This is a genomic window from Leifsonia sp., assembly GCF_051955155.1.
In the GTDB taxonomy this organism is placed as follows: Bacteria; Actinomycetota; Actinomycetes; order Actinomycetales; family Microbacteriaceae; genus Leifsonia.
Genome location: NZ_JBQCGZ010000131.1, coordinates 40,677 through 57,623, shown reverse-complemented (window position 1 = coordinate 57,623; position 16,947 = coordinate 40,677). Strand labels below are relative to the sequence as shown.

The following is a 16,947-nucleotide window of genomic DNA, read 5'->3' as shown; positions in this document are numbered from 1 at the left end:
GGGGCGGGCGCCACGCGGGTGGCGTGGGCCCGCGCGCGGGCGGCGCCGGCCCCGCGGGCCCAGCGGAAGGGGTCTGCGATCGCCGCGTCGACGCCGCCGGCGAGGGCGGCGAGCTCGGCGGCGGCCGCGAACACGCGCGGGTCGGCCGCGATGGAGCCGGCGGCGAGGTAGACGGGCACGCCCGCCGCGGCGGCCAGCCCGGCGACGTAGTCGGGCACCTTTCCCGCTGCGGACTGGCTGTCGAAGCGGCCCTCGCCGGTCAGCACGGCGTCCGCCTGGGCGACGAGCGCGGGCAGCCCGATGGCCTCGCCGACCGCCGCCGCACCGGCCGACACCGTCGCGCCCCACAGCATCAACCCGAACCCGGTGCCTCCGGCAGCGCCGGCGCCCGACGCGGCCGGATCGGCGCCCCGGGAGCCGGCATGCGCACCACCCGCACCACCACCCACAACCCCCGCAAACCGCGCCAGCCCCGCCTCCAGCACCGCCACGTCCGCCGCGGTCGCGCCCTTCTGCGGCCCGAAGACCGCAGCAGCGCCGGACGGGCCGAGCAGCGGGCTGGTCACATCGCTCAGGACGCGGGCGCCGCCGGGAGGGAGCGGGCGCAGGCCGTCCAGGTCGACGCGCGCGAGCGTCCCGAGGCCGCGGTTGCCCGGCGGCACGGGCCGGCCGTCCGCGTCGAGCAGTCGGGCGCCGAGCGCGGTGAGCGCGCCGGCACCCCCGTCGGTGGATGCGCTGCCGCCGATGGCGAGCAGCAGTGCCGTCGCGCCGGCGTCGAGTGCCGCCGCGATGGCCTGACCGAAGCCGATCGTGTGGGCGTCGTGCGGGGCGGGCCGGCGCAGCAGGCCGAGTCCGCTCGTCTCGGCGAGCTCGACCAGGGCCGTCCCGTCCGGCAGCAGCAGCCAGCTCGCATCGACCTCGTCGCCGGACGGCCCCGTCACCCGCACCGGGTGACGGACCGCTCCAGGCACCGCGACCTCGAACGCGTCGAGCGTCCCCTCGCCGCCGTCCGCCATCGGCGCGAGCCGCACCACGTCTCCCGGACGCACGCTGCGCCAGCCGTCGGCGAGCGCGGACGCGACCTCCGTCGCGGAGGCGGACCCCTTGAACGAGTCGGGGGCGACGACGACCGTGCTCACCCTGGTCACACTGGCACAGAACCGAGCGGGATGTGCTCGCCGAACGCGCGCACCGTCCGCTGGACGACCGACGCCGGGTCGGCCGCCCAGATCTCGGCGTTGAAGATCTCCACCTCGATATCGCCCGCGTACCCGGTCGCCTCCACCGCGCGCGTCAGGCTCCCGAAGTCCACGTGGCCATCGCCCATCATCCCGCGCGCGAGCAGCGCGTCCGCCGGGATCGGGGTGAGGAAGTCGCAGACCTGGTAGCTCGCGATGCGGCCTTCGACGCCGGCGCGGGCGATCTGCCCGAGCACCTCCGGGTCCCACCAGATGTGGAAGGTGTCCACCACGACGCCGACCGACTCCGCGGGGAACGGCTCGGCGATGTCCAGCGCCTGACCGAGCGTCGAGACGACGGCGCGGTCGGCCGCGTACATCGGGTGGAGAGGCTCGATGGCGAGCGTGACGCCCGCGGCGCGCGCCTCCGGCTCCAGCTCGGCGATCGCGTCGGCGACCCGCGCCCTGGCGCCCGCGATGTCGGTCGAGCCCGCAGGCAGGCCTCCGGCGACGAGCACGAGCACGGCGGCGGAGCCGGGAGCGCCCGCCGCGGCGAGCGCGGCCGTCTCCTCGATCGCGCGCCGGTTCGTCTCCAGTGCCGCGCGGCGCTCCTCGCCCTCGACCGCCGTGAAGAAGCCGCCGCGGCAGAGGCTGGAGACCCGCAGGCCGGAGTCGGCGACCATCCGCGTCGCCGGGGCGAGGCCGACCTCGGCGATGGGCTCGCGCCACAGGCCGATGGCGCCCACGCCGGCATCCGCGGTGACCCGCAGCGCATCCGCGAGGCTCGCGTACTTGATGGTCGCCTGGTTGATGGACAGTCGCGGGTCCGGGCTCATGCGTCCACCCCGTTCAGGCGCAGCAGGTCGGACCAGCGCTGCGCGGCCAGGTCCGGCCGCTCCAGCGCGCCGCATGCCGCCGCCAGCCGGACGATCTCCGACAGGTGCGGGAGGCTGCGCGCCGCGTGCAGGCCGCCGACCATGCTGAACGCGTCCTGGTGGCCGTTGAGCCAGGACAGGAAGGCGACGCCGGTCTTGTAGTAATAGGTGGGCGCGGCGAAGATCTGCCGGGACAGCGCCTCGGTCGGGCCGAGGATGTCGCGGTAGCGCTGCTCGTCCCCCGCGTCCAGCGCCTGGATGGCCGCCGACGCGCTGGGGGCGAGCGCCGCGAACGCGCCGAGCAGGGCGTCCGAGTGCTCGGCGCCGTCACCCTGGATGAGGCCGACGTAGTTGAAGTCGTCCCCGGTGAACATCCGGACGTGCTCGGGCAGGCGCGAGCGCAGCGCGATCTCGGCGTCCGCGTCCAGCAGGCTCATCTTGATCCCGGCGACCTTCTCGCCGCCGGCCTCGATGATACGCAGGACGGTGTCCGCGCCGCCGAAGTAGCCGGCGAGGGCGGGATCGAACGCCTCGCCCAGCCAGTGCAGCACAACCGGGGCGCCCGCGGCCGCGATCACCTCGGCGTAGACGCGCTCGTAGTCGGCGGGCGACTCGGCGGCGCGCGCCAGGTGCCTGCTCGCCATCAGCACGACGCCGGCGCCGGCGTCCTCGGTGAAGTGCAGCTGTTCCTTGTACGCGTCGACGACGGCGTCCAGCGCGATGCGCTCCTCGTCGACGTGGTCGGTGTTGACGCCGGCGACGACGCTGCCGCCGACGGCGCGCGCCTCGGCGGCGCTGCGTGCGATCAGCTCGCGCGTCGCCGCCGCATCCAGGCCCATGTTCCGCTGCGCGGTGTCCATCGCGTCGGCGACGCCGAGCCCCCACGAGTAGACGTGGCGGCGGAAGGCGAGCGTCGCATCCCAGTCGATGTCGGCCGGGGCGCCGGGGACGTTGTCGCCCCACGGCTTCGGGATGACGTGCGCGGCCGCGTAGGCGACCCGGGACCGCAGCGGTGCGGCCGGGCGCTCGTAGGCGGGCGCCGCGCCGAGGCCGGCGGTCGCTGTGGTGCCGTCGGGGCTGAGCAGGGTGGCGCCCAGGGCGGTCGCCTGCGCCGTCTTCATCATCGTGCAGCCCCGGCGAGCGCGGCCGGCTCGGGCAGCACGACCTCGGGCAGCTGGATGCGGCGGCCCTCGCGCGAGGAGAGCAGGCCCTGCTCGGCCAGCTGGACGCCGCGCGCGCCGGCGAGGAAGTCGTAGTGGTTGGGGCCGTCCTCGAGCACGTGGCGGAGGAACTCCTCCCACTGCGTCTTGAAGCCGTTCTCGAACACCTCGTTCGCCGGGGACTCGATCCAGTCGGCGGCGTAGTCGTGCTCGTCGGCGAGGTCCGGGTTCCAGACCGGCTTGGGAGTGGCGTTGCGCGGCTGGATCTTGCAGCCGAACAGCCCGACGACCGCGCTGCCGTGCGTGCCGTCCACCTGGAACTCGACCAGCTCGTCGCGGTTGACGCGGGTGGTCCAGCTGGAGTTGAGCTGGGCGGTCACACCGCCGGCGAGCTGGAAGATCGCGTACGCCGCGTCGTCGGCGGTGGCCGGGTAGGGCCTGCCCTGCTCGTCGACCCGCTGCGGGATCTCGGTGACCGCCTGCGCGTACACGGACTCGACGCGGCCGAACAGGTTCTCGAGCACGTAGCTCCAGTGCGGGAACATGTCGACGACGATGCCGCCGCCGTCCTCGGCGCGGTAGTTCCAGCTGGGGCGCTGGGCGGCCTGCCAGTCGCCCTCGAACACCCAGTAGCCGAACTCGCCGCGCACCGAGAGGATGCGGCCGAAGAAGCCGGAGTCGATCAGACGCTTGAGCTTGCGCATCCCCGGCAGGTACAGCTTGTCGTGCACGACGCCGTTCTTGACACCGGCCTCGTTCGCGAGCCTGGCGAGCTCGAGCGCCTCCTCGAAGCTCTCGGCGGTCGGCTTCTCGGTGTAGATCGCCTTGCCTGCGGCGATGGCCTTGCGGATGGCGGCGCTGCGCGCCTTGGTGACCAGGAAGTCCGCGTAGATCTGCCAGCGGTCGTCGGCGAGGGCGGCGTCGAGGTCGGTGGTGTAGTCGGGGATGTCGTGGCGCTTCGCCAGCTCGGCGAGCTTCTCCTCGCTGCGGCCGACGAGCAGCGGCTCGACCTGCACGCGGCGGCCGTCGGAGAGCAGCACACCGCCCTGCTCGCGGATCGCGAGGATCGACCGCACCAGGTGCTGCCGGTAGCCCATGCGTCCGGAGACGCCGTTCATGATGATGCCGATGGACGACACGTGTACTCCTTTGTCGGTGTGCGCCCCTGGATTCGTGTGGGAAAGCGCTTACCAGCAGCGTACCCACAGCCCTTCGCCGCGTCAACACCCGCACCGCCGCCCGCGCGCGAGGGGCGTGTCGTTGTCGCTTTCGGACGCGAGAAGCGACACGACGCGCCCCTCGGGAGCGCGCTGGCGCGGCTTACGAGGTAGTGCGGGCGGGAGTCCCGGGGATGGCGGCGCCCTCGGCGCGGAAGTCGATGCCGTGCGCCTGCCTGCCGAGCGCGGTGAGGACGATCACCGCCACCGCCGCGATCGCGACGGTCGAGGCCATCGCCCAGCCGTATCCCCACTGCGGCGCGAGCGCCTGCTGGATGGGCAGGTTGAACGCGGCGATCACGTTGCCGAGCTGATACGTCACGCCGGGATAGAAGCCGCGGATCGCGTTCGGCGACATCTCGTTGAGGTGGGCGGGGATCGCGCCCCACGCGCCCTGCGTCGTGAACTGGATGAGCGCGGAGCCCAGGCACAGCATCCCCGCGGTCGTCGAGAACGCGAAGATCGGGATGATCGGCAGCGTCAGCGCTGCACCCAGGATGATCGTCGCCTTCCTGCCCCAGCGGTCGGACAGCGACCCCAGCACGATGCAGCCGACGATGGCGCCCACGTTGTAGACGACGGCGATCCAGCCGGCGGTCGCCGCATCCAGCCCGGCGCCGCCGTTCTCGGTGGACTTCAGGAACGTCGGGTAGATGTCCTGCGTGCCGTGGCTCATCCAGTTGAACGCGGCCATCAGCAGCACCAGGTAGACGAAGCGGCGCAGCACCTTCCCGTCGAAGAACACGCGCCGGATGGAGGTGTTCGCCTTGCGCATGGTGTCGCGGGTGTTCTCCCACACCTCGGACTCGCGCACGCGCGACCGGATGATCAGCGAGATCAGCGCGGGCAGGATGCTGAGCGCGAACAGCCAGCGCCAGTTCAGCCCGAAGACCGAGTGCACGAGCAGGAACGCCAGCGCGGCGAGCAGGTAGCCGGCCGAGTATCCGGCCTGCAGGATGCCCGAGTACAGCCCGCGGCGGGTGCGCGGCACCTTCTCCATGGTGAGCGCGGCGCCGAGGCCCCATTCGCCGCCCATCCCGATGCCGTAGAGCAGGCGCAGGATGAACAGCACGGTGAAGTTCGGCGCGAACGCGCACAGGAACCCGACGACGGAGTAGAAGCAGACGTCCGCGATCAGCGGGATGCGCCGTCCCACCCGGTCGGCCCAGAGCCCGAACAGGTACGCGCCGACGGGACGCATGATGAGCGTGATGGTGGTCAGGAACGCCATCTGCTCGAGCGGGACGCCGAACTCGGCGCCGATGTCGGCGTAGACGAGGACGATGATGAAGTAGTCGAAGGCGTCCATCATCCAGCCGAGCAGCGACGCCGCGAAGGCGTTCCGCTGGTCGGGGCTGAGGCGGGTGGAGACGGTTGCGGTGTCGGACACGACGGTTACCCTTTCCGATCGGCTGTGATCGGCACGCGCGCGAGAAAGCGCTTACCAGCGGTAAGGATAGTCGCCGCGGCGTGGGAGTCAACCCGCGGTGGGGAGCGCTTCGACACTCTCGATTGAGGGAGTGTTTCTCGTTACCAACGATTCGCGCATTTCGGCGGGCTGATTTCGTTCTCGCCTATATTTGCCCTATCGCAGCTTGAAATCTCCCGGTGCCTCGAGCACTCGCATCGCATCTTTACGACGCTCCTTCGCCCCAACAAAAAGCACGGAGTTTCCGGATACTGAACGATAGATCCATCCCTGCGAGATCAACTCCTCGATCACCGCTGGGACATGAGAGCGATCGGCCAAGCTCAGCCCTCGAGTCAGTGCGCCCTCCTTGCGCGCCGAGCCGCGCTGACCAAACACTTTCTTAAAGATTGTCAGCGCGATCCGTGAGTCGCGGTCGATCTTGAGTCCCATGATTCCTGCGGTCGTTTGCGTAGCTGTGCTGAACCGCTCAATCTCGCACTCAGCGAAATTTGGCTCCATCCACGGCGGCAAACTCGCAAGGCCGTCGATAAACCCGATCATCGCTTGTTGAAAGTGGGGTACAGCGGAGTGCTCGTCGAGGCCGGACACATCGAGACGCTCGAGCACACAGTCCTTGAATGTGGTGGCACCAAGTAAAGGATGGTCCGAGAGAAGCAGTTGTTCGAAGTAGACGCCCACGACCAGAAATGTGTTGGTCAGCTGCCGGCCGTCCCACGTCATCTCGGTTCCTACACGGAGCAGATCTGCCATCACGGCATCAAAACGCTCGGACTTCTCCCGATTCACGAGTGCGGCCACAACGGACCCGACATTGAGCCCCATCCCAGTAAGCTCCGCGGCGGCTACCTCAACGCCTAGCTCGTCTGCGGCGGACACCCACGAAGCGATCGATCCAAGGGGATGGCTCTCCCCGTACGGGCTGGTCGCGTAAGCAGCGAGGTCAAGCCCGTAGGCGGTGTCGGCAAGGTCGCGGTCAACAAACTGGCGCATGTCTGTTTGATCTCGTGGGTCCGAAACCGCCAGGCCCGGTAGGCGCAGAAGTAGCTGAAGACCCTCCTCGTCTGGTTGGATCCCGTTGACCGCGACGAAGGCGCTCCTGAGCATGTCCATATCGATCGGACCAGTGACATCGGCACGAGAACGAGCGAGCGTTGCGACCCGCGCCACGATGTCCCGAATAGTCTCAGGTCGTACTGCGCTGAACATTTGGGCTTCGCGTTCACAGATGGCATCGATGAATCGACGCCACCCAGCGGCTCTGGTTACGGCGCCAGCAACCGATGAGGCATTGGCAGCCTCAATGGACACCAAGTACCCGAGCAGCAGCGGTCGCATAGGGACCCACTCGGGGACGGTCCAGGTGACACCGGATTGACGTAAGAATTCGGCGAGTTGGCCCTCGTCGAAATCCGGGACGCTGTATTGCTCATGAGCCTTGAACCCGAGCGCCGACACCATCTCCGCCGAGCCGGAGAAGTAGTGGGACCGGCCAGCGACCACAATCCCTGCCTGGGAGGGCGTCTCGTTGACGAGGCGACGTACGGGGCTCAGGGCCTCCCACCGGACGGTCTTCACATCGGCCGCACCGCCGAGCCACCTACTCGGCACGATCTCATCGAACCCATCGAGCAGGAGTACGCACGCGCCAGCGCGCCAAGCAGAGATCAGCCCATCGGGATGTTCGAAACCAATCTCCTCTGCGTGCCGTCGAAGAATCTCTGCTGGGGTTTTGAGTCCAGCACAGTCACGCAAATTGATGTGGATGGGAAACGGGGTCAGTTTCCCACGCTTGAAATGTTCCTTCCGTAAGCGGCGGTAGAGCTCGCGTAGCGTATGGCTCTTTCCTACGCCGTAATTGCCGACTATGAGAACGCGGTTCCCGGCAATTAGCTGCGATCCCATGTCCTCGAGGCTTACGGACTCGCCACTCGCACGTTTGACTTCAATCGGAACGTTAGCAGCAGGGCTGTTCGCCGATGCACCGAACGTGATGCTGCCGAAAGGTGCGTTGTCGCGCGACTGAATGTAGAGCTCGGAATTGCAGATGCGCTGGTGCAGCGTTGCGATGCTTATTGCGTGAATGCGTTCGCCGACGCGCGACGCAACAGCCTCAACTGCGGAGCGTTGATCAGCGGTGGGCTCGGCACGAGTCACAAACCATCCCGTGCGAGCCTTGAGAGGATTACCTGCCCGGGCGCCGACTGCCTTTAGGAGCTCTGCGAGCTTCTCGGCGTCCTTGATCGCTTTTTCTTTGGTCGCGAGCGTTGTGAACTCATAAGCGTGAATGTCGTCGTGACTCACGAAAAGTCCGTCACGCTCGCGTCCCGCGTACATGATCGCGCCTTGCGTGCCCATCGGGTCGTGCAGCGCTCGGGCGAGCACTAGGCCCCGCTGCTCGAATTCCGAACCGCTTTCCTCTGGGACAAGCCCCACAATTCCCCCTTTAGTGACTAAGGGATGACCGCGCGTTCTGACCTCATCCCCCTGCAGCCTCAGGCTATTGGGAACTGCCGTCCCGAATCGATGAGCCGGTTGTAACCATTACGGGTGGGCTAGCCCAATCGCACGATCTGAGCGGTAGGCGGCCGTCAGCGCCGCGGCGTCGACGCGCGGACGTGGACCTCGGCGGCGACCGCGGAGGCGTCGGGGGCCTCGTCGGCGAGCGCGAGCTCCAGGGCGCGCGCGCCGATGTCGGCGAGCGGGAGCGCCACCGAGGTGAGCGCGGGGGTGACATCGCCGACGAGCGGGATGTCGTCGAAGCCGGCGACGCCGATCCCCTCGCCCGGGGCGATGCCGGCCTCGCGCAGCGCCGCCATCGCGCCGATCGCCATCACATCGCTGACCGCGAACACGCAGTCCGGGCGGGCGCCCGAGGCGAGCAGCTCCGTCATCGCGCGGTGGCCGCCGTCGCGCGTGAACTCGGCGTTGACCACCGTCGCGTCCGGCAGCACCGAGAGGAACCCGTCCACCCGGTCGCGCACGGTGACCAGCTCGTCGGGACCGGCCAGCACCGCGATGTCCTCGTAGCCGAGCGCCAGCAGCTCGCGCGCGAGCGCGGCGGCGCCGCCGCGGTTGTCGACGCCGACCGCGCGCAGGCCGGGCGCGCCGGAACCGATCACGGCGGCGCGGTCCGCGGCGCCGGGGATCGCGGTCTCGGCGCCGGCGATGCGGCTGCCGGCGAGCACGACGGCCCGCGGACGCTGCCCGCGCAGGGCGGCGAGCGCCGCCCGTTCGCGCGCGACCGTCGCCTCCCCCGCGTACGGACCGGTCGCGGTGATCGTCACCACGAGCCCGCGCTCGTCCGCGACGCGCACGACGCCGGACGCGATCGACGAGAAGTACGGGTCGGCGATGTCGCCGACGACGAGCGCGACCACGTTGCTGGTGCCGCGCGCGACCGCCTGCGCCTGCACGTTGGGGCTGTAGCCGAGCGCCTGCGCGGAGGCGAGCACGCGCTCCTGCAGCTCCGGGTTGACCTTGCGGGCGCTTCCGTTCAGGGCGCGGGACGCCGTGGCGAGGGACACGCCGGCGTGCGCGGCGACCTCGGACAGCGTCGGTGCGTTCTCGCTCACACCGCAAACCTACCGGTGCGCGGCCGATCGGCGGATCGGTCCGCCGTGTATGGTTGTTCTGACAAACTACCGAAGGAGGCGGTTCGATGCCGGCCGAGCACCCGCTTCCCCGCGATCTGTTCGACGACCTGGACAAGACCAGCCCCGTCCCGCTCTACTACCAGCTCGCCACGCGGCTCGAGCAGGCCATCCACGACGACATCCTCCCTCCCGGCGCCCGCCTGGAGAACGAGATCGCGCTGGGCCAGCGGCTGGGACTGTCCCGGCCGACCGTGCGCCGCGCCATCCAGGAGCTCGTGGACAAGGGGCTGATCGTCCGGCGCCGCGGCATCGGCACGCAGGTGGTGCACGGCAAGGTGACCCGCAACGTGGACCTGACGAGCCTGTACGAGGACCTCTCCCGCTCCGGCCAGGCGCCCCGGACCCGCGTGCTCGGCCACGAGGTGCGCCCGGCGACGGAGGACGAGGCGGAGCACCTGACGCTCGCGCCGGGCGACCCGGTGCTGCACGTGCAGCGGCTCCGCTACGCGGAGGATGTGCCGCTGGCGATCCTGGACAACATCCTGCCGACGGAGTTCACGGACATCACCCGCGACGACCTGGAGGCGCGCGGGCTCTACCAGCTGCTCCGCGAGCGCGGCGTGACGATGCGGATCGCGAACCAGCGGATCGGCGCCAGGGAGGCGACGGCCGAGGAGAGCGAGCTGCTGGAGATCAAGCGCAACGCGGCCGTCCTCACGATGTCGCGCACCGCGTTCGACACCGCCGGCCGCGCGGTGGAGTTCGGCCAGCACCTCTACCGCCCCGACCTCTACTCCTTCGAGATCACCCTCGTCGATCGCTGACCCGCGGCGCCGCCGCGCGGCTGTCCCCGTTCGGTACGTCTGCGGGGTGCTCGCGGCCGTGGGCGCACGAGTGCGGTGCCGCGTAACGGTTGCGCCGCGGCGCCCGGGCGCACTCGTGACGCGGCGGCGCACTCACCCCGCGAGTGTGCCCGTTCGGGACGTGCGAGGGGTGCTCGCGCAGGGACAGGCGTCCCGAACGGGGACAGCGGACGCGGGACGCGCGAGTGCGGTGCCGCGAAGCGGTTGCGGCGCGCCGTCACGAGTGCGGCGCGGCGCCCGGGCGCACTCGTGACGCGGTGGCGCACTCGCCCCGCGAGTGTGCCCGTTCGGGACGTCCGAGGGGTGCTCGCGCGGGGACAGGCGTACCGGGCGGGGACAGACGCGGAGGGACCAGGCGCGCGCGGGGGCGCGCTACAGCAGCGGGCGCTGGCGGCGGCGCTGCTGCTCGTAGTCGGCGCGGGCCGTGCGGGTGCTGTCCAGCTCGGAGACCTCGGCGACCGGGACGTCCCACCAGCCCTCGCCGTCCGGCGCGTACCGGAACGGGTCGGACTCGATGTGGATGAGCGTGGAGGCGGGCGAGGCCTTCGCGGCCGCCACCGCCTCCGACAGCCGGGCGATCGCGTCGGGGCCCGGCGCGATCTCCACCACGTCGATCCCGTAGCTGCGCGCGTTCGCGGCCAGGTCGACCGGCAGGAAGTCGCCGCGCTCGAAGTTCGAGCCCTCGGCGTCGCGGTAGCGGTAGCGGGTGCCGAAGCGCTGCGACCCGATCGTCTCGGACAGGTGCCCGATGGACGCGAAGCCCTGGTTCTGGATGAGGACCACCACGAGCTTGATGCCCTCGGCGACCGCGGTCGCCAGCTCCGAGTGCAGCATCAGGTAGGAGCCGTCGCCGACCATCACGATCACGTCGCGGTCGTCGCCGAGCGCATCCAGGCCGCGCTTCGCGCCGAGGCCGCCCGCGATCTCGTAGCCCATCGTCGAGAACGCGTACTCCACGTGGTAGCCGAGCGGGTCGCGCACGCGCCACAGCTTGTGCAGGTCGCCGGGGAGCGAGCCCGCCGCCTGCACCACGACATCCCGCGGCGCGCTGGCCGCCTGCACGGCGCCGATGATCTCGGGCTGGCCGGGCAGGTCGGCGCCAGTCGGGGCGAGCGCGACGTCCACCACGGCGTCCCACGCTCGCTTCTCGGCGGCGACGCGCTCGGCGAGGGCGGAGGAGACGCGGTGCCCTGGGAGCGCAGCGCGCAGTGCGTCCAGGGTATCCCTGGCGTCCGCGATCACCGGTAGCTGCGTCCCGTGCTTGTAGGCGTCGAACGCGGCGACGTTCACGTTCACGAACGTGACGCCCTCGGCCTGGAACGCGGTGCGGCTGGCGGTCGTGAAGTCGCTGTACCTGGTGCCGATGCCGATCACCACGTCCGCGTCGGCGGCCAGCCGGTTCGCGGCCGTCGTGCCCGTGGCGCCGACGCCGCCGAGGTACTGCGGGTGGTCCCAGACGAGCGCCCCTCCCCCGGCCTGCGTGGTCCCGACCGGGATGCCGGTCTGCTCCACGAACGCGGCGAGCGCGTCCTCCGCGCCCGAGTACAGCACGCCGCCGCCCGCGACGATGAACGGCCGCTCCGCCCCGCGGATCGCGTCGGCGGCGGCCTGCAGCGCCCAGCGCTCCGGCAGCGGCCGGCGCACGTGCCACTCGCGGGGCGCGAGGAACTCCTCGGGGACGTCCAGCGCCTCGGCCTGCACGTCCTCCGGGAGCGCGATGGTGACGGCGCCGGTCTCGGCCGGGTCGGTCAGCACGCGCATCGCGGCGAGCGCGATCGAGAACAGCTGCTCCGGCCGCTGCACCCTGTCGAAGAAGCGCGAGACCGGGCGGAACGCGTCGGTCACCTGCATCCCGAGGTCGTGTGGATGCTCGAGCTGCTGGAGCACCGGGTCGGCGACCCGCGTCGCGAAGGTGTCGGAGGGCAGCAGCAGCGCCGGGAGGCGGTTCGCGGTCGCGAGCGCGGCGCCGGTGAGCATGTTCGCGGCGCCGGGGCCGACGGACGCGGTCGCGGCGAGGGTCGCCCGGCGGCGGTGGACGCGCGCGTAGCCGACGGCCTGGTGCACCATCGCCTGCTCGTTGCGTGCCTGGTAGTACGGCATCAGCGTCGCGTCCTGCACGTTCGCCTGCTTCAGAGCCTGGCCGAGCCCGGCGACGTTGCCGTGGCCGAAGATGCCGAGCATCCCGGGAACCGTGCGCTCGCGCACGTCCCCGTCGACGGTCCACTGGTTGGCGAGGAAGGCGACGAGTGCCTGGCCGACGGTCATCCTGCGCGTGGTCATCGGGTGGCTCCTTGCGTTGTCGTGTCGGTGCGGTACGGGAGGCGGGGATCCGTCTCCATCCCGGCCCAGGTCTCCCGCAGCCAGGCCTGGCGCGGGTCGTCGCTGACGAGCCAGACCCGCTCCTCGTCCGGTCCCGCCATCACGTTGAGGTAGTAGAGGTCGTACTCGGGAGGCGCGACCGCCGGTCCGTGGTAGCCGAACGGCACCAGCGCGATGTCGCCCGTGCGGACCAGCGCGTTGGTCTCGATCTCGCCCGCCGCCGAGGAGGAGGTGGCGAACGTCCCGAACGCGTCCGCCGTCTCCGGAGCGCCGCCGCCGCGGACCGGCGCCGCCTCGAAGTAGTAGATCTCCTCGAGCCGGGATTCGTGGCCCGGCACGTTCTCGTCGTGCTTGTGCGCGGGATGCGACGACCAGTTGCCGCCCGGCGTGATCACCTCGCAGACGATGAGGGACGCGGCGTCGAGCGCGGCCGGGGTGCCGAAGTTGTGCACCTGGCGGGAGTCGGCCCCCGCGCCACGGAGCTCCACGGGCACGGCCTCGCGCGGGATGTAGGCCGAGGGCGTTCGGACGGTCGTCGGCGCCTCGGCGACCGCGACTCGGCCGGTCCCGCGCACGAGAAGGCCCTCGCCCGCTCCCACGAACAGCACGTCGGTCGGGCCGTCGAAAACGCTCGCCCGGCCGGCCAGCGCCGTGCTCGTGCCCTCGTGCTCGACGGTGAACGAACCGGCGAGCGGGACGACGATCCGCTCCACATCGCCGGCGGGCAGCTCCACCGCTCCGCCGTCGAGGGAGGCCACCCGCAGGCCGGTGTGCTGCCAGCCGGGGATGCCGCCGTCGACCACCGACTCCCACGCGCCGTCGCTCAGCGCGCCGCGCGGGAAGAACCACTCGTTGTGCCGTGTCATCCGCCGTCCTCGCCGGTCAGTGGTTCTCGGGGAAGCCCAGGTTGATGCCGCCGTGCGACGGGTCGAGCCAGCGGCTCGTGATCGCCTTGAGCTGCGTGAAGAACTTCACGCCCTCCGCGCCGTGCGCCTTGGTGTCGCCGAACAGCGAGTCCTTCCAGCCGCCGAACGAGAACGTGGCGACCGGGACCGGGATCGGCACGTTGATGCCGATCATCCCCACCTGGATCTCCTTCTGGAACCGGCGGGCCGCGCCGCCGTCGTTCGTGAAGATCGCGGTGCCATTGCCGAACGCGCCGGAGTTGATCAGCGCGACGCCCTCCTCGAACGAGGACACCCGGACCACGGCGAGCACCGGGCCGAAGATCTCCTCGGTGTAGGCGCGGGAGGTGGTGGGAACGCGGTCGAGCAGGGTCGGGCCGAGCCAGAAGCCGTTCGCGTCGCCGTCGGGGTTCACGTCGCGGCGGTCGACGACGACGTTCGCGCCGTCCTGGGCGGCGATGTCGATGTAGGAGGCGACCTTGTCGCGGTGCTGCTGCGTGACCAGCGGGCCCATGTCGCAGCCGCGGCGGCCGTCGCCGATGCGGAGGCCCGCAATCCGCTCGGTGATCTTGGCGATCAGGTCGTCGGCGACCGGCTCGACCGCGACCACCACCGAGATCGCCATGCAGCGCTCGCCCGCCGAGCCGAAGCCCGCGTTGATCGCGGAGTCGGCCACCAGGTCCAGGTCCGCGTCCGGCAGCACCAGCATGTGGTTCTTCGCTCCGCCGAGCGCCTGCACGCGCTTGCCGTGCGCGGTCCCGGTCTCGTAGACGTACTTCGCGATCGGGGTGGAGCCGACGAACGAGACGGCGGCGACGTCGGGATGCGTGAGCAGGCCGTCCACCGCCTCCTTGTCGCCGTTCAGCACGGTGAAGACGCCGTCCGGGAGGCCGGCCTCCTTCCACAGCTCGGCCAGCCAGATCGCGGCCGACGGGTCCTTCTCGCTCGGCTTCAGCACGACGGTGTTGCCCGCCGCGATCGCGATCGGGAAGAACCAGGCCGGCACCATCGCCGGGAAGTTGAACGGCGAGATGATGCCGACGACGCCGAGCGGCTGCCGGGTCGAGTAGACGTCGATCCCGCTGGAGGCCTGCTCCGAGTACTCGCCCTTCAGGTGGTGCGCGAGGCCGGTCGCGAACTCGACGACCTCCTGGCCGCGGCTGATCTCGCCGAGCGCGTCGGAGAGCACCTTGCCGTGCTCGGACGTGATGATCTCGGCCAGCTCGCCCTTGCGCGCGTCCAGCAGCTCGCGGAACCGGAAGAGGATGGCCTGCCTGCGCGCCAGCGAGAGCTCGGCCCAGGCGGGGAACGCCGCCTTCGCGGAGGCGATGGCGGCGTCGATCTCCGCGCGGTCGGCGAGGCCGACGCGCTTGGTCTCGACGCCGAGGGCCGGGTCGAAGACCGGCGCGGTGCGGCCACTGGCGGACGGGCGGGCGGCGCCGTCGATCCAGTGCGGGACGACGGGGAGCGTTGCGGTGTCGGTCATGATCTTCCTTCTGGGTCGTGCGGTGCCGGCCGTCAGCGGCCGTGGACGAGGGCGGCGGCGATGTCGACCGCCTGGGCGACGTCGCCGTCCGGCGGGTAGAGCAGGGTGCGGCCGACGACGAGGCCGTGCACGCCGGGGAGGCGGAGGGCGGAACCCCACGCGGCGTACGTCTCGTCCGGCGCGGTGTCGGCGTCGCCGCCGAGCAGCAGGGTGGGCAGGGTGGTCGCCGCCATCACGCGCTCCATGTCGTCAACGACCGGCAGCTTCAGCCAGGTGTACGCGGACGAGGTGCCGAGCCCGGCGGCGATGGCGACCGAAGTGACCACCGCGTCCGTCGTCAGGTCGTTGACGATGCGGCCGTCCTGCCAGCGGCTCATGAACGGTTCGAGCATGATCGGCAGCCGGGCCTCGGCCGCCGCGCCGACCGCGCGGGCGGTCTCCTCCAGCGTGCGCGCGGTCGCGGTGTCCTCCAGGTTCACCCGGAGCAGCAGCTTCGCGGCGTCGACGCCGTCGCGGACCATCGCAGGGACGTCGTAGCCGGTGAAGCGGTCGTCCATCTCGAAGGCGGCTCCGCGCAGACCGCCGCGGTTCATCGAGCCGACCGCGATCTTGTCGTCGAGCGCGCCGAGCAGGGCGAGGTCCTCGATGATGTCGGGGGTGCCGAGCACGCCGTCCACCCCGGGCCGGGAGAGCGCCAGCGCCAGCCGCTCCAGCAGCTCGTAGCGGTCGGCCATCGCCGCGGGGTCGTTGCGCACCGACAGCGCGCCGCGGGCCGGGTGGTCGGCGGCGACGATGAAGAGCCGGCCGTCGCCGCGGACCAGCGGGCGGCGGGTGCGGGCGCTCAGGGCGGCGCCGACGGCCTCCGGCTGCGCGTGGCGCAGGTCGCGGAGGCGGGCGAAGGCGTCGGCGCCGAGCACCGGCTGCGAGCGGTGGGTCAGGTCAGCTGTCGACACGTTCGAGCTCCTCCAGGATGTCGTCGACCTCCGCCGTGGTGGGCATCGCGGTCGAGCACTCGCGGCGGGTGGCGACGATCGCCCCCGCGATGTTGGCGAACCGCAGCACCCGCTCCAGCGGCCAGCCCTGCAGCAGCCCGTGGCAGAGCGCGCCGCCGAAGCCGTCGCCCGCGCCCAGCCCGTTGACGACTTCCACGGGATACGGCGGAACCTCCACCGTCTCCTCGCGGGTCTTCGCCAGCACGCCGCGTGGACCCTGCTTCACGATCGCGAGCTCGACGCCGCTGTCGAGCAGCGCGTCGGCCGCGCGCTGCGGGTCGGTCTCGCCGACGGCGACCTCGCACTCCTCGCGGTTGCCGACGGCGACGGTCACGTGCTCGAGCGCGCGGCCGACCTCGGCGCTCGCCTCGGCGGCGGACGCCCAGAACATCGGGCGGTAGTCCAGATCGAGGATCGTGAGCGGCGCGCGTCCCCGTGCCGCCCACGCGGTGTGGTGCGCGGAGCGGCTGGGCTCGCGGGAGAGGCCGGTGACCGTCGCCCAGAAGATGCGCGCGTCGCGGATCGCGTCCAGGTCCAGGTCGGCGTCGGTGACGGCGAGGTCGGGCGCGATCGGGTCGCGGTAGAAGTAGAGGGGGAAGTCGTCCGGCGGGAAGATCTCGCAGAAGGTTATGGGCGTCTTCAGGTCGGGGACCGTGGCGACGAAGCGGTCGTCGACCCCCAGCCTGCGCAGCTCCCGGTGCGCGTAGCGCCCGAACGGGTCGGCGCCGGTGGCGGTGATGACCGCGGAGCGGAGCCCGTGCCGCGCCCCGGCGATGGCGACGTTGGTCGCGCTGCCGCCGAGGTACTTGCCGAAGGTCTGCACGTCCTCCAGCCCGACGCCGTCCTGCAGCGGGTAGAGGTCGACGCCGATGCGGCCGAACGTGATCAGGTCGTACGCCGCCGTGGTCTGGTCCGTCGTGGCCACGG

At 71.3% G+C, this 16,947-nt stretch carries 13 protein-coding genes; 1 reads left to right on the top strand and 12 read right to left on the bottom strand.

Annotated features, from left to right (window positions below; genetic code table 11):
* The 7 genes from ACTHMF_RS14680 to ACTHMF_RS14650 form a co-directional block, all read right to left on the bottom strand.
* Positions 1-1,139, bottom strand: a 1,139-nt coding sequence (locus ACTHMF_RS14680) for a glycerate kinase (RefSeq protein ID WP_440318612.1), incomplete at its 3' end; no start/stop codon positions are given.
* Positions 1,140-1,144: 5 nt separating this feature from the next.
* Complete coding sequence (locus ACTHMF_RS14675) at positions 1,145-2,014, bottom strand: sugar phosphate isomerase/epimerase family protein (RefSeq protein ID WP_440318608.1); 870 nt, start codon at positions 2,012-2,014, stop codon at positions 1,145-1,147.
* A complete protein-coding gene (locus ACTHMF_RS14670; RefSeq protein ID WP_440318606.1) occupies positions 2,011-3,177 on the bottom strand; it encodes a dihydrodipicolinate synthase family protein in 1,167 nt (388 codons plus the stop codon). The genes ACTHMF_RS14675 and ACTHMF_RS14670 overlap by 4 nt, the downstream gene beginning before the upstream one ends.
* Positions 3,174-4,352, bottom strand: a complete 1,179-nt coding sequence (locus ACTHMF_RS14665) for a Gfo/Idh/MocA family protein (protein ID WP_314149628.1) — start codon at positions 4,350-4,352, stop codon at positions 3,174-3,176. Before ACTHMF_RS14665 ends, ACTHMF_RS14670 begins: the two co-directional genes overlap by 4 nt.
* A gap of 181 nt (positions 4,353-4,533) precedes the next feature.
* A complete protein-coding gene (locus tag ACTHMF_RS14660; RefSeq protein ID WP_440318604.1) occupies positions 4,534-5,820 on the bottom strand; it encodes an MFS transporter in 1,287 nt (428 codons plus the stop codon).
* Between the two features lie 195 nt (positions 5,821-6,015).
* Positions 6,016-8,295 carry an NACHT domain-containing protein gene (locus ACTHMF_RS14655; protein ID WP_440318602.1) on the bottom strand — a complete coding sequence of 760 codons (2,280 nt, stop codon included), beginning with the start codon at positions 8,293-8,295 and terminating at the stop codon, positions 6,016-6,018.
* A gap of 155 nt (positions 8,296-8,450) precedes the next feature.
* The gene (locus tag ACTHMF_RS14650; protein ID WP_440318600.1) at positions 8,451-9,434 is read right to left on the bottom strand and encodes a LacI family DNA-binding transcriptional regulator; all 984 of its coding nucleotides are present in this window, start codon (positions 9,432-9,434) and stop codon (positions 8,451-8,453) included.
* Between the two features lie 86 nt (positions 9,435-9,520).
* On the opposite strand from ACTHMF_RS14650, the gene ACTHMF_RS14645 reads away from it, so the two are divergent.
* Positions 9,521-10,279, top strand: coding sequence for a GntR family transcriptional regulator (locus ACTHMF_RS14645; protein ID WP_314149550.1), 759 nt, complete (start codon positions 9,521-9,523; stop codon positions 10,277-10,279).
* Between the two features lie 411 nt (positions 10,280-10,690).
* Here the strand turns inward: ACTHMF_RS14645 and iolD are convergent, their stop codons facing one another.
* Genes iolD through iolC form a run of 5 tightly spaced genes read right to left on the bottom strand, consistent with a single transcriptional unit; the run spans position 10,691 to position 16,945 of the window.
* Complete coding sequence (gene iolD, locus ACTHMF_RS14640; protein WP_440318598.1) at positions 10,691-12,598, bottom strand: 3D-(3,5/4)-trihydroxycyclohexane-1,2-dione acylhydrolase (decyclizing); 1,908 nt, start codon at positions 12,596-12,598, stop codon at positions 10,691-10,693.
* Entirely contained in the window at positions 12,595-13,503 is a 909-nt protein-coding gene (gene iolB, locus ACTHMF_RS14635) for a 5-deoxy-glucuronate isomerase (protein WP_314149548.1), read from the bottom strand. Before iolB ends, iolD begins: the two co-directional genes overlap by 4 nt.
* 16 nt (positions 13,504-13,519) lie before the next feature.
* Complete coding sequence (locus tag ACTHMF_RS14630) at positions 13,520-15,028, bottom strand: CoA-acylating methylmalonate-semialdehyde dehydrogenase (protein WP_440318596.1); 1,509 nt, start codon at positions 15,026-15,028, stop codon at positions 13,520-13,522.
* Between the two features lie 32 nt (positions 15,029-15,060).
* Positions 15,061-15,981, bottom strand: coding sequence for a class I fructose-bisphosphate aldolase (locus ACTHMF_RS14625; RefSeq protein WP_440318594.1), 921 nt, complete (start codon positions 15,979-15,981; stop codon positions 15,061-15,063).
* A complete protein-coding gene (gene iolC, locus ACTHMF_RS14620; RefSeq protein ID WP_440318592.1) occupies positions 15,968-16,945 on the bottom strand; it encodes a 5-dehydro-2-deoxygluconokinase in 978 nt (325 codons plus the stop codon). The genes ACTHMF_RS14625 and iolC overlap by 14 nt, the downstream gene beginning before the upstream one ends.
* Positions 16,946-16,947 lie beyond the last annotated feature (2 nt).